Genomic DNA, 12,713 nt, shown 5'->3' with positions numbered 1-12,713 from the left:
AAAGTCGACAGGGGTCTACAATAACATATTGAATGAATCATCCGTGAGGAGATGTATATGCATGAAATGTAAAATAACCCGCAATGCGGCTAAGGTTATAAAGCGAGAATTGGACAAGGAAGAGAACAAGGGTAAGAAACTTCGCGTTCTGGTCACCCACGCTCATGGGGATCATGCCCATTACGGTCTTGATCTGGATACACCTAAAGAAAGCGATGTCGTGGTTTCCACGGATAAGGAGATCGATGTCATCCTGGAGGCGGGACAAGCCTTTTTGGACGGCGTCAAAATCGACTATCTCTATTTTCCCGAGGAAGGCTTTGTGATTACAAATCCGTCCCAAGGCAATCACGGCGACCACTAGGTTACTTCAGAATAAAGAGGGTATTAATTCATGGCTAATGATATACGCGTTTGCGAGAAGTGCAAACATACTAGATTGAAGTCCATCATCCCGAAAATCCAAAAAATGGCACCGGACGCCGACATAAAGATCGGTTGTAAATCCTACTGCGGCCCTTGCGGCAAACGCGCATTTATTTATGTTAATGGCCGGTATGTCAGTGCGCCTACAGAGGATGAAGTACTGGAGAAGGCTAAACCGTTCATCAAATGATGAGCCGTTAAGAAGCACTTCGGAGAAGAATTCACAAAAAAACCTTCTAAGAGTATAGTTCCTGGCTCTGCCATCCATCCTAAGAGGGCAACAGGAACGACAACTTTAGAAGGGAGCGTCCATTATGAACAGTCATGATTCCAGTCTTCATTCCAACAGTCCCAGCAACAGTGCATTAGATTCCGTAGAGAGGCTGCATCGTGCCGTTTCGTCAGCGATGTCCCATCCAACGGATCAGTTGATTCAGCAAGCAGAGAATTCGCTATCCCATACAGAGCGAGCAGTTGCCCAGGTGACTGATCAGGCGAACCGAAATGCGGTTGAACTGGCTGAAGAATTGCTGGGGGAAGAGAAGGAACGACTGTCCAAGCTTCGTTCAAGTGATAAGTAGTTATATCCGTTGCAGCCCGTTCAAGAGCTTTTGAGCTTTTGAACGGGCTTTTTTGTTGCAGATGTGAGATAGAGCCTTAATTTGAAAATGCCTGAGGGGAAGCCTCGATAAGGTAACCAACTTGTTATTTGGTTTCACCGCGTTCGCCGCCACCACTTGCTTTAAACTGCTTCAGCAAATCATATGTGATGACTTGGTCCGAGATCTTCAGCTCTTTCTGAGTCTCGTCATAACCTTCACGACATGCTTGAATGTCAGTGGGCTGGCGCGTTGCTAAATCGTAGCAAGTTCCACCCTCAAGTCCTGCTGTTTCCGAAGGAAGGTAGAATACATTTTCATCGGAAAAAGCACCGCTGCGCAGCGGAATCAGACGCGGACGCTCATCAAATAGCTGGCTCCCGATCCAGTAATACGGCTCGGATGACACACCAAGAAGATGAAGAATGCTCGGGGTCACATTCATCATGCCCGCGGCCTCGGGATATACTCCGGCGTTCCCACCATCAGGCAGGCGGATGAGCAAAGGCACTTGGTTCATTATTTGCTCCATGTCGAGGGCATTCAGCTTCCGTCCGAGAAATTTCTCATAGTCCGGTTGGTCCTTGATGGAATTATCATGGTCCCCATAGATGATCAGGATGGTGTTATCCCACAGTCCTTGCTGCTTCATTTGATCCACAAACTGGCCGAAGGCTTCATCAACATAATGGATAGATTGCAAGTAGTTCCCGAATATCGTGCCTTCGAACTCCCCCGTATCCAGCTTGCGGCCATCTTTTGGGACGTAATACGGATGATGGCTCGTTAACGTAATCAGGAAGGAATAGAAGGGCTGCTGGATGTCCTTCATATAACTCAGTGATTGTGCAAAAAACGCCTTGTCACTCAGCGACCACCCCTGAACATCAGTCATCTCAAAGTCTTTCTTGCTGAAAAAACGGTCATACTTCATCTCTCGATACATTGTTGTTCGGTTCCAGAAGCTGCTGTCATAAGCATGAAAGGCATTAGCAGCATAGCCTTGCTCTTTCAAAATCTCCGGCAGTGTATCGTATTTACGGTCGGCATATCTCGTAAATACCGAACCGGTGGGCAGGGGAAGCAGGGAACTGTGTGTAACAAAGTCCGCATCGGATGTTCGTCCCTGTCCGGTTTGATGATAGAAATTGCTAAAGTACATGCTGTCTTTCATTAATTGGTTGAAGTTGGGTGTGATCTCCTGTCCTTCGATCGATTGGCCGATCACAAAATTCATGAAGGCTTCCGTCTGAATCATAATGACATTGCTGCCTTTATACTTGCCGAACATAGCATCGGTACCGGCTGGCACTGCACGTTTGGCATCAAACCACGCCTTAACCTGCTCGGTTTCTTCTTCAGCCAGCTTAGGCTGACCCAATAGATGATCCCGGCCGTAACGGTACATATCATATCCATGGAAGCCAATCAGCCCCGTCACATTATAAAGCGTAATATTCCACCAATTGCCTTCAAAGAGACCGACGGCCCATGTATCTGATGCTCTCTTAATCGGAACAAAGGTCATGGCAATGCCAAGGATGAGAGCCAGCGTTCCTGTCACCAAGCGCCGAAGTACCCGTGCCCGCCGCTGCTGACGGTATTCACCCGGGAACCCATTGGCTATGAAGGCCCTTTTACGTTTGCGGAACACTATTGCAGCGGTAAACGGAACGATAAGAAGCCAATCAATAAAAAATAGCAGGTCGACGCCATGAACCAGGGAACGGATGCTGTCCCCGAGCGATCCGACTTGCCCGGCCTGCATGAGCACAGGCACCGTGATGAAATCATCGAAGTACCGATAGTAGATCAGATCGGCGTATACGATCCCTGTCCAGACCAAATTTAATAAAGTTAATGATACCAGCCGGCCTCTTGCCGGAAGCCACAGGGTCCAGAAGGAGATCAGCAGGAGCGAGCCGACAGCAATCACATAGTCGGCCTGATCCAGCTTCATATTGGCAATATGGAGTTGATGATCCAGCATGATCAGCTTGTACATCATGAGAATCAGGAATAGCGGATAAGCGGTGTACCGGTAATGCAGTCCTTTGGAGACCCGGCTTTGGATATCAGTCCATGATGGTGATGAACGCACGAAGGCCATCCTCCTTTTCAACAGAATTTTCGAATTTCGAATTAAGTTCATTAGAGCGAAACTTGCTTGATAGCGATAGCAAAACAAAATAATGCCATATATCCGTCTGGATACGCTACTTATTATAGCTTGTCCGAATATGATTTCAAACGCCAGTCGAGCCCAAAAAGCCGCCCGTAGGCGGCATGGCTTATAGCATTATTCTGTCACTGGTTTGTTGCGCGGAGGCAAGGGGCCGAGATATTGATAGTACTGGCATTCAATACGGCCATTGAACAATTTACGGCGTTTCTCCGCCTTGCGGCCGAAGTAATGTTCAAACTGCTTGGTCGGACTGATTGCAAAGAAGGACCATGTTGGTAGAGAGTGCATGACGGATCCAAATTGTCGGATCAGACGTTCAACTTCCTCTTTCTCACTTAAGCGTTCGCCATAAGGGGGATTGGTGATAATGCAACCATACTCCCCTTCAGGAATGGCTTTGACAGCAGGGAGCACCTTAAAGTCGATTTCGCCAGCGAGGCCGGCACTCTTGGCTGCAGCCTTGGCCACCTCGATCGCTTTCGGATCAATGTCGCTTCCGGCAATATGAAGCGGAATATCATCTGTTACGGCGTCAAAGGCTTCCTCACGAGCGTCTTCCCAGCGTTCGTCGCCTATGATGTCCCATTGCTCCGATGGAAACGAGCGGCGCAGTCCGGGTGCGATATTCCAGGCCATCATTGCGGCTTCGATCAGGATCGTTCCGGAACCGCAGCACGGGTCATACAGTGGGCGATGCGGGCCCCAGCGGCTTAGCTGCAGCAAAGCGGAAGCCATGGTTTCCTTGAGCGGAGCTTCCGTAACCAGCTTGCGGTAGCCGCGTTTATGTAGGGCGGGTCCCGTCGTATCTAGCGTCAATAGGGCCCGATCCTTGAGCAGAGATACCTCGATTACATACCGTGGACCATCCTCGGGGAACCACTCGGTATGATGGGAGAGCTTTAGCTTCTCCACGATTGCTTTTTTTACGATGCCCTGACAGGCGGGAACACTGCTGAGCTGCGATTTATGGGATCGTCCTTCAACAGGGAACTCACCATCCGCCGGAATCCAATCTTCCCAAGGAAGTGCCTTTGTTCCTTCAAAGAGCTCATCGAAGGTAAGTGCCTTAAATTCTCCCATCTTGACGAGAATACGATCCGAGGTCCGTAGCCACAGATTGCAGCGGCAAATATCGATCAGGTCACCTGAAAAGGTAACTCTTCCATTCTCTACTTCCATGTCGGTATACCCGAGCTCTTTAAGCTCGCGGGCAACGACGGCTTCAAGCCCCATGGGGGCAGTCGCGATCAATTGTAATCGAGGCATTAACGATGTCAACTCCATTTAACATGTGTACGGCGATAAACGCCGCCAGTTTAATCTATATAGTATAGGCGATTGCATTGACTAAGACAATTATCATATGATAGTTCTCGTTAGGTTTAACGGGAAAAAATGATACATTGCCAAGAAGAAGGAGGCAGCTCTATTGCTTACCACCCCTGATGATTATGTTAACCAATTATACCCGGAGGATGAAGGGCTACAGCTTGTGCTTGAGGCAATCCGCGAGCAAGGAATGCCGGAGGTCTCGGTGGCGCCGGCATACGGCCGCCTGTTGACCATGCTGGTTCAGACGGCAGGCGCGCGGCATATTCTCGAAATCGGTGCACTTGGCGGTTATAGCGGCATCTGTCTGTGCCGGGGTCTTCCCGAGGACGGCAAGCTCACCTCCCTGGAATTGAAGGAAGAATACGCTGCGCTGGCAGGCAGGCATCTGGAGAAGGCCGGATTCAAGGATCGGGTGGAATACCGGATCGGTCCAGCAGCGGACAGCTTATCAGCATTGAAGCAGGAAGGGCGTAAATTCGACTTCTTCTTTATTGACGCGGATAAGGAGAATTATCCTCTATATCTGGAGTATGCGATGGAGCTTGCCAATCCAGGCGCCCTGATCGCAGGGGACAACTGCTTCTTGCGGGGCAGAACGTTGAACTCGGAGAAGAACGGACCTTCCGTTCAGGCCGTGCGCCGTTTTAACGAGATCATCGCCTCTGATGAGAGGCTTGTCAGCACGCTGCTGCCTGCTTATGATGGGTTGATTCTCGCCCGTGTGAAATGAGAAATCATCATAACCATATAGAGGGTTGTCCTTCGGGTCTATAGAAGACCAGGGGACAACCCTCTTTTTGGTTCATGATGAGATTGTGAGTCTAGCTCTGAGTGCCCCTAAGTCACGAAAAGACAGGCGCCCCATCAGATTAACGGTATTTAGGTGAAGGGTGGTGGGAGAACAGCTTTCTTCTCACCCAGATCATGTTGATGATCAGCAGGCAGCCCGAAGTGATAAATAGTCCTTCTATTCCGATGAAGCCTGATAAAAATCCGCCAATGACCGCACCCAGCATATTGCCAAGTGCAAGGGAGCTTGTGTTGAAGCCGAAGGAGCGGCTCTCCATGCCGTCCGGTGTATAGGAGCGAATCAGAGCGTTTACGCTGGGGAGCAAGCCGCCCATGAATACGCCCATCATAAAGCGTACGATGATTAACTGCCATACCGATTGAACAAAAGCCTGTGGTATCAGTGTAAGTCCCGTACCGATCAAGGCATACGTCAATATGCGATGGGCACCAACCTTATCGCTAAGTTTGCCGAGGATCGGGGAGGCAATCATATTTGAGAGGCCTGTTACAGCGACTACGAAGCCGGCCCATATGGCAATGTCTGCCGCGGTTCCGTGAAGCTTCTGAACATACAGCGGAAGCAGCGCCATAGGACTGATCATAGCGAATTGAAGCAGGAACGTAACGGCGAATAGCGACGGGAGTTGTGGAATGTGGCTGAGCTCCTTAAGTCCCGCTATAACCGAAGGCTGAGGTATCTTCGCTGCTTGCTCGCGGTTGAAATTCTCTTTAACCATGAACAAGGCGAGCAGCGAAGCTGCAAATATCAGTCCGCCTGTTATATAGAAGATGGGCCGAAATCCAACCCAGCTGGCCATAAGTCCACCAATTAACGGACCAAGTATCGTGCCTGCAACTTGTCCGGATTGCATGATACCCATCGCGAATCCCATGCGATTCTTGGGTGTCGTGCCCGATACGAGAGAGATCGCCGCAGGGTTAAATCCCGAGATTGTACCATTCAACAGGCGCAGCACCAGCAGATGCCACGGGTGGGTGGCAAAGCCCATACAGGCAATGACAAGCGCCATACCGAATCCCGAGCGCAGCAGCATCAGTTTACGACCGTATTTGTCTGCGACTTTTCCCCAGATGGGCTGAAAAATGAATGATGTCAGGAAGTTGGCCGCGAATATCAACCCGGCCCATACTCCTATTTCCCGGTCTCCAACGACATTCAGGTCTTGCGCCAAATATAATGTCAGGAACGGGGTGATCATGGTCATTCCCGAATTGACCAAGAATTGACCAAACCATAGTACAATGAGATTAATTTTCCATCTAGCCAATATGCCCTTCACTTCCTTTCTAAGCTGTCCGTGGCAGAATGAACCGGACTGATGGAAATCTGTCCTAAAAAAAGCCGTTCTTCCAGTATAGCATATTTAAAAAATGCCAAAGGCCAACAATGTCATAAGATTGTCATGTGATTTTCATAGGATGTCCCTGCAAGGCGGTTGTTACTTACTTTTAAAAAGGGCATAATGGTCTTTAAGAGACTTTTTATATTGATGGGGGCCTAATCATGACTTATAATGATCAGTTTATCCGTGCTTGCCGAAAGCAGGAGGTAAGCCACGTTCCTGTATGGTACATGCGACAAGCAGGACGCTACGACCCGGAGTATCGAAAGATCAAAGAAAAGTATTCCTTACTTGAAATATGCAGTCAACCGGAGCTGGCAGCAGAAGTAACCTTGATGCCAGTACGCAAGCTCGGCGTCGATGCGGCTATTTTATATTCCGATATTATGAATCCTGTTGCCTCAATCGGGATAGACTTCGATATTGTGAAGAATATCGGTCCTGTGATTGACAATCCGATCCGCTCAGCGGCGGATATTGAGAAGCTTCGTCCGATTGATGTGGAGGGGGATCTTGGACATGTCCTCGAGACCATCCGAATTTTGGACAAGGAGCTGGAAGTACCTCTGATTACGTTCGCCGGGGCGCCCTTCACGATTGCGAGTTATCTCATTGAGGGAAGACCATCCAAAAACTATCTCCGCACGAAAGAACTTATGTACAGCGAGCCGAAGGTATGGTTCTCGCTGATGGACAAGCTTGGCGACATGGTTATCACTTATTTGCGTGCTCATGTTGCTAACGGCGGGAAAGCATTTCAATTGTTTGATAGCTGGGTGGGTGCGTTGTCTTCACAGGATTTCCAGACATACGTCCTTCCAACCATTAAACGCATCTTCTCAGAGCTTCAGGATCTACACGTTCCGAAAATTTACTTCCCAGGTGTAAGCTCAGGGGAACTGCTGCCTACCCTTACGGAGCTCAGCGTTGATGTCATCGGTCTTGATTGGAGAGTGTCCATAACCGAAGGCCGCCGCCGTTTAGGGCATAAGTATGCTGTTCAGGGAAATCTGGACCCGACCGTTCTGACCGGTCCGATGACGGTCATTCAGCAGTATGCCAAGGAGATTATCGATCAGGGAATCCAGGAGCCGGGCTTTGTATTTAATCTGGGCCATGGATTATTCCCGGAAGCTTCGCTTGAGAAGCTGCGTGATTTAACGTCGTACATTCACGAATACTCCGCTCAAGCCATTAAGGCAGGGGCACAACGCTCGTAATTGGCGAATATTCTATTAGTCAGAGGTGAGAGGGTATGAAGAACAGAATTGGTGTATTGGTAATGTCCTACGGCACACCTGAAAGCATGGAAGGAATCGAAAGCTATTATACACATATCCGCCGGGGAAATAAGCCGTCGGAGGAGCAGCTCAAAGAGCTGACTGACCGCTATGAGGCCATCGTGGGAGGCGTGTTTCCACTTCGCGCGAACACGGATCGGCAGGTTCGTTCACTCCAGGATACCCTTAATGCGGATCCCCGAGCTATCGATCTGGAATTTGTATGCTATCAGGGATTGAAGCACGCAGCCCCATATATTGAAGATGGTGTTGAGCAGATGGTGAAGGATGGCATTAAGGAAGCAGTCGGTATCGTGCTAGCTCCTCATTACTCCACCATGAGCATCGGTTCCTATGTGAAGCGCGCTCAGGCTAAAGCGGATGAACTGGGACTGGAAATTTCGTTCGTGGAGAGCTATCACATGCATCCAAAACTGATCGAGGCTTTTGCAGACCGGGTGTCTGCCAAGCTGAATCAATTTGAGGAAGCTGGAGCTGATCGGGACAGTGTGAGAGTATTATTCAGTGCTCACAGCTTGCCAGAGCGTATTTTGTCAATCGGCGATCCTTATCAGGATCAACTGCTTGAAACATCCAAAGCCGTAGCCGAGAAGGCAGGTTTGAAACAGTGGCAGTTTACTTGGCAAAGCGCCGGACGGACGGCTGAGCCTTGGCTTGGTCCAGATATTCTGGATACGCTGCAAACGCTGAATAAGGAAGAGCAGGTGGAGGATGTGCTGGTTGCGCCTGTCGGCTTCGTCTCCGATCATCTGGAAGTGCTCTATGATCTGGATATCGAGGCCAAGAGCATTGCGAAGGAAATGGATATGCGGCTTGAACGCATTGACTCCCTGAACAGTGATCCACTCTACATGGAAGCGCTCAGTGATTCCGTGATCACCTTGATTGGTCTGTGAATGTGTTATAGTACATCCAAACATGAATAGAAGCAGTACCTTAGAACTCTCCGGCAGCGGGGGGTTCTATTCTTTACCTGGAAGCTGGTATAATGGGAGAAGTGATTCATAACGTGATTTTTATTAGTTTAGTTAAATAAGCGAATAAGTAAATAGAGGAGTGACTTATGCAACTGTCACGATCAGAGAAGAGCAAAGCTGAGAAGAAGGCCCGTAAGCAGAAGACCGGCCAAATCTGGCTAATTCTAAACATTTGCCTGATTATATTGATTGCAGCTTTGCTAGTCTATCATTTTAAGTTTAAAGAAGGTCCGCTGCAGCAAACGGCCTCCTTGCCAGGTATGCCGGACTTTGGCATGGAAGAAACTCATGCAGATAATCCGGGCCCCGGACACCTAACGGACGGCGAGGGAACCAATCAGGATCCGGCGAAGTCAACCGGAGACGACGAGCCTCCTGACCCAGATATACCCGGACAGGAAAATAACGGAACGGATGAAGCTGCCGATCCCGATGGATCGAAGCGGGTGGTTATGCATTTTGCCGGGGATACCTTATTCTCTGGCAAGGTTGGGGAACTGCTTAAGAAGCAAGGGTATGATTATCCATATGAGCACTTGGGTTCAACATTTCTTGAGGATGATCTTACCGTGCTGAATCTGGAAACACCGGTTACGACGGGAGGCGTTGGTGCGGCCAACAAACAATTTGTGTTCAAGTCCTCCCCGGATGTACTTCTAGCCATGCGAGAAGCAGGCGTAGAGGCTGTGAATCTGGCTAACAATCATATCCTGGACCAAGGCCAGGAAGGACTGCTGGATACGTTGAAACATTTGCAGGACCAAGATATTCGGTACGTAGGAGCCGGCCGGAATGAGGAAGAGGCCTTTCAGGCCCAGTATTTTGAACTCCAAGGCATGACGGTTGCTTTACTGGGGTTTAGCCGGGTTCTTCCAGAAACTTCGTGGTATGCACTCGAGAACAGGCCGGGGGTAGCCGGGGCATATGACCATGTGCTGCCCAAGGCGGTTGAAGCCATCCGGGAGGCTCGGTCCAAGGCTGATCTGGTGGTCGTTATTGCGCATTGGGGAGAAGAGCTGCACAAGACGCCGAATGGCCATCAGATCAATCTGTCACGCGCATTTATCGACGGTGGGGCTGACCTGATTATCGGCGGGCATCCGCATGTCTTGCAAGGATTGGAGCAATACAAGGGCAAATGGATTGCTTACAGTACCGGTAATTTTATCTTTACCAAATCTTCGAATGCCGATACATGGAAAACAGCGGTTTTCCGAGCTTCATGCAGTAAGGAAGGAGACTGCGATCTGCAGCTGACCCCTTACCGGACAGAGATCGGGCAGGTTATTCCACTAGAAGGAGAAGAAGCGGCTTCTGTGCTTAAAGAGGTGCAGAAACGTTCTATCGGTGGTGTCAAAATAACGGAGACTGGGGAAGTTATATCAGGAAAACCAACGGACTAATTCGTGAACAGTGACAGCAAGGAGGTTCCACCATGGACAATTTATGTGTGGCGCACCGCGGCTTTTCCGCAAAAGCACCTGAAAACACGCGCACAGCGATTCAGATGGCGATGGATGAGCCTTTTGTGCAATGGATGGAAATTGATGTGCAGTTGACTCAGGACGGGGTCCCTGTCGTGATTCATGACTATAGTGTAGATCGAACGACGAGCGGGAAAGGCAAGGTCAAGGATCTAACCTGGCAGCAAATCCGGAGAATGGATGCCGGTGAATGGAAGGGACGCCAGTTCAGGGGAGAGCAGGTTCCTTCACTCGATGAGGTGCTGCAGCTTGTCAAGGGACGATTAAAGCTTAATATCGAGCTGAAAACGAGCGGAAATATGTATCCTAATCTCGAGGAGGCTGTGCTGGAACGGATTCATGCCCATCGGATGCTTGCGGATGTTGTACTCACTTCGTTTGAGCCGAAAGCTTTGATCAAAGCAAAGGAATTGGATTCGGACGTGAATACGGGGCTTATTATTGATGCCCATCCACGTAATCTTTTGGCAAGATTGAAGCAAATGAAATGTTCTTTTTTATCGATTGGATTCTCTCACCTTGATGCGGCTTTCGCGTCAGATCTGGTGAAGAACGGTATTACGCCTATGGCTTGGACAGTGGACGATGCGAAGAGCATGAGGTCGCTGGCCAGGATGAATCCGGCTATTATGATCTGCACAAATCGGCCGGATACATGGAGTCAGACCTTTATTCATAAAATTGCACCAAAGGTTCCATTCTGGAGAAGAAAATGGAGGTTTTAATATATGTGTGCTTTAGTAAATAACGTTTATTGTGTAGGCCGTAATTATCAACTGCATGCCGAGGAGCTTGGCAATGCCGTACCTGAAGAGCCGATGATCTTTTTGAAGTCTTCGCATGCCGTCGTTCCGATGAATGGCAGTGTTCTGAAGCTGCCGATGGACCGCGGCAGTCTGCATTTTGAAGGAGAGCTTGTCATTCAGCTGGCGGAGGATTATAGTCCTGGAAAAAGCGTAGACGAGCTTGTAAAAACGATGGCACTTGGCATTGATTTCACGCTGCGTGATGTTCAATCAGCCATTAAAGCGAAGGGACACCCTTGGACGGCGGCCAAAGCGTTTAAATCTTCTGCGCCGCTTACACCATCCATTGCGTTCCCGGGGACTGCGGAGCTGGCGGATGTTGATTTTACGGTATGGAAGAACGGCCAGATGGTACAGCTGGGGAATGTGAAGGATATGATCTTCTCCCTTCAGCATATCATTGATTATATAGGCGAGAATTATGGTCTTGGTAAAGGCGATTTAATCTTTACGGGTACTCCGGCTGGTGTTGGACCAACGGAATCCGGCGATGTATTTGAGCTCTTCTGGGGCGATGTACGTCTGGGGCGCTGTGAAATCGGTTAATCCGGCATGTTTTTATTATGGGAGGGATCATGGATGGATTGGCTGATCGGTGCGGCAGGCGCCATCATCGTGGCAGGAGCCGCATACAGGAAAAGATCGCTGTCGGGTTCCGGAGCCGCAGCCGCTATTTTGATGGGGACTATATATTACGGAGCAGGGAACGTATTTTGGTTCGGAACCCTGCTTCTTTTTTTCATCACGTCTACACTTCTTTCACGGTATGGAAAAAAGCGTAAGGCAGATTTGGAGAAATCCTATGCCAAGACGGGTCGGCGGGATGCTGGACAAGTATTCGCCAATGGAGGAATTGGTATGGTGCTGTGCCTATTGCATGCATGGGTACCATCTGATCTCTGGGTATTTCTGTTTATTGGTGTTATGGCTACGGTTACGGCGGATACCTGGGCCACGGAGCTTGGCAGCCTTAGCCGCAAGCCTCCGCGTTCCGTGCTGAACGGGAAGGTACTGACTGCCGGGGAATCCGGTGGCGTCTCATGGATTGGCTCTACCGCTGCAGCGGCAGGGAGCATTCTGATTGGGGCGGGTGGATGGTTACTAGCGGTATGGAGTGGCATGGAGGCAGACATATTACCCTATGTGCTGGCAGCCCTTGCGGGCGGATTGGTTGGTGCTTTTGCCGATTCGTACCTTGGGGCGACCTTGCAAGTGATGTATCGCTGCCGAGTGTGCGGTAAGTCGGTGGAGGTATCACAGCACTGCGGCGAAGCTACCGAGCGCACACACGGGTATTCCTTGATGTCCAACGATGCAGTTAATCTGATCAGTTCACTTCTTGGCGGCGCGGCGGCATATGGGATTGCCGTCCTTTTTGCGTTATAATGTATCCATCTTGCCAATGAACGAGTGACCAAAGAAATCTATAGATATAAGTAGGGATCAT

The 12,713-nt window shown here is 49.6% G+C and carries 13 protein-coding genes; 10 read left to right on the top strand and 3 right to left on the bottom strand.

Annotated elements, in window-relative coordinates:
* Positions 1-61 precede the first annotated feature (61 nt).
* From AM231_RS15940 to AM231_RS15930, 3 genes are all read left to right on the top strand, one after another.
* Complete coding sequence (locus tag AM231_RS15940) at positions 62-364, top strand: heme biosynthesis protein HemY (protein WP_054403403.1); 303 nt, start codon at positions 62-64, stop codon at positions 362-364.
* 30 nt (positions 365-394) lie between these two features.
* The gene (locus AM231_RS15935) at positions 395-616 is read left to right on the top strand and encodes a YuzB family protein (protein WP_053492106.1); all 222 of its coding nucleotides are present in this window, start codon (positions 395-397) and stop codon (positions 614-616) included.
* A 124-nt stretch (positions 617-740) separates the two neighbouring features.
* Positions 741-1,007, top strand: coding sequence for a hypothetical protein (locus tag AM231_RS15930; RefSeq protein WP_054403402.1), 267 nt, complete (start codon positions 741-743; stop codon positions 1,005-1,007).
* Positions 1,008-1,131: 124 nt separating this feature from the next.
* On the opposite strand, the gene AM231_RS15925 is transcribed toward AM231_RS15930, so the two are convergent.
* Positions 1,132-3,126, bottom strand: a complete 1,995-nt coding sequence (locus AM231_RS15925) for an LTA synthase family protein (protein WP_054403401.1) — start codon at positions 3,124-3,126, stop codon at positions 1,132-1,134.
* Between the two features lie 198 nt (positions 3,127-3,324).
* Complete coding sequence (locus tag AM231_RS15920; RefSeq protein ID WP_054403400.1) at positions 3,325-4,476, bottom strand: THUMP domain-containing class I SAM-dependent RNA methyltransferase; 1,152 nt, start codon at positions 4,474-4,476, stop codon at positions 3,325-3,327.
* 163 nt (positions 4,477-4,639) lie between these two features.
* Between AM231_RS15920 and AM231_RS15915 the strand changes: the two genes are divergently transcribed.
* On the top strand, positions 4,640-5,272 hold the full coding sequence (locus tag AM231_RS15915; protein ID WP_054403399.1) for an O-methyltransferase: 633 nt from the start codon (positions 4,640-4,642) through the stop codon (positions 5,270-5,272).
* A 139-nt stretch (positions 5,273-5,411) separates the two neighbouring features.
* Here the strand turns inward: AM231_RS15915 and AM231_RS15910 are convergent, their stop codons facing one another.
* On the bottom strand, positions 5,412-6,623 hold the full coding sequence (locus AM231_RS15910) for an MFS transporter (protein WP_054403398.1): 1,212 nt from the start codon (positions 6,621-6,623) through the stop codon (positions 5,412-5,414).
* Between the two features lie 236 nt (positions 6,624-6,859).
* Here AM231_RS15910 and hemE point away from each other — a divergent pair, with 236 nt between their 5' ends.
* From hemE to AM231_RS15880, 6 genes are all read left to right on the top strand, one after another.
* On the top strand, positions 6,860-7,918 hold the full coding sequence (gene hemE / locus AM231_RS15905; protein ID WP_054403397.1) for a uroporphyrinogen decarboxylase: 1,059 nt from the start codon (positions 6,860-6,862) through the stop codon (positions 7,916-7,918).
* A 35-nt stretch (positions 7,919-7,953) separates the two neighbouring features.
* Positions 7,954-8,895 (top strand): ferrochelatase, encoded by a 942-nt coding sequence (hemH, locus tag AM231_RS15900; protein WP_054403396.1) that lies wholly within the window; start codon positions 7,954-7,956, stop codon positions 8,893-8,895.
* Positions 8,896-9,062: 167 nt separating this feature from the next.
* Positions 9,063-10,379 carry a CapA family protein gene (locus AM231_RS15895; RefSeq protein WP_054403395.1) on the top strand — a complete coding sequence of 439 codons (1,317 nt, stop codon included), beginning with the start codon at positions 9,063-9,065 and terminating at the stop codon, positions 10,377-10,379.
* A 32-nt stretch (positions 10,380-10,411) separates the two neighbouring features.
* Positions 10,412-11,185, top strand: coding sequence for a glycerophosphodiester phosphodiesterase (locus AM231_RS15890; RefSeq protein ID WP_054403394.1), 774 nt, complete (start codon positions 10,412-10,414; stop codon positions 11,183-11,185).
* Positions 11,186-11,188: 3 nt separating this feature from the next.
* The gene (locus tag AM231_RS15885; protein WP_054403393.1) at positions 11,189-11,812 is read left to right on the top strand and encodes a fumarylacetoacetate hydrolase family protein; all 624 of its coding nucleotides are present in this window, start codon (positions 11,189-11,191) and stop codon (positions 11,810-11,812) included.
* A gap of 33 nt (positions 11,813-11,845) precedes the next feature.
* Positions 11,846-12,652, top strand: coding sequence for a DUF92 domain-containing protein (locus AM231_RS15880; protein ID WP_054403392.1), 807 nt, complete (start codon positions 11,846-11,848; stop codon positions 12,650-12,652).
* The last annotated feature ends 61 nt before the right edge of the window (positions 12,653-12,713 follow it).

The sequence above is a fragment of the Paenibacillus solani genome, assembly GCF_001277345.1.
Taxonomy (GTDB): Bacteria; Bacillota; Bacilli; order Paenibacillales; family Paenibacillaceae; genus Paenibacillus_AQ; species Paenibacillus_AQ solani.
This window is presented reverse-complemented; position numbering and strand designations above follow the sequence as displayed.

Excerpts from the sequence above, each read along its gene's own strand:
- AM231_RS15940 (WP_054403403.1), top strand. The coding sequence starts at position 62 with ATGAAATGTAAAATAACCCGCAATGCGGCTAAGGTTATAAAGCGAGAA.
- AM231_RS15935 (WP_053492106.1), top strand. The coding sequence starts at position 395 with ATGGCTAATGATATACGCGTTTGCGAGAAGTGCAAACATACTAGATTG.
- AM231_RS15930 (WP_054403402.1), top strand. The coding sequence starts at position 741 with ATGAACAGTCATGATTCCAGTCTTCATTCCAACAGTCCCAGCAACAGT.
- AM231_RS15920 (WP_054403400.1), bottom strand. The coding sequence starts at position 4,476 with ATGCCTCGATTACAATTGATCGCGACTGCCCCCATGGGGCTTGAAGCC.
- hemE (WP_054403397.1), top strand. The coding sequence starts at position 6,860 with ATGACTTATAATGATCAGTTTATCCGTGCTTGCCGAAAGCAGGAGGTA.
- hemH (WP_054403396.1), top strand. The coding sequence starts at position 7,954 with ATGAAGAACAGAATTGGTGTATTGGTAATGTCCTACGGCACACCTGAA.
- AM231_RS15895 (WP_054403395.1), top strand. The coding sequence starts at position 9,063 with ATGCAACTGTCACGATCAGAGAAGAGCAAAGCTGAGAAGAAGGCCCGT.
- AM231_RS15890 (WP_054403394.1), top strand. The coding sequence starts at position 10,412 with ATGGACAATTTATGTGTGGCGCACCGCGGCTTTTCCGCAAAAGCACCT.
- AM231_RS15885 (WP_054403393.1), top strand. The coding sequence starts at position 11,189 with ATGTGTGCTTTAGTAAATAACGTTTATTGTGTAGGCCGTAATTATCAA.
- AM231_RS15880 (WP_054403392.1), top strand. The coding sequence starts at position 11,846 with ATGGATTGGCTGATCGGTGCGGCAGGCGCCATCATCGTGGCAGGAGCC.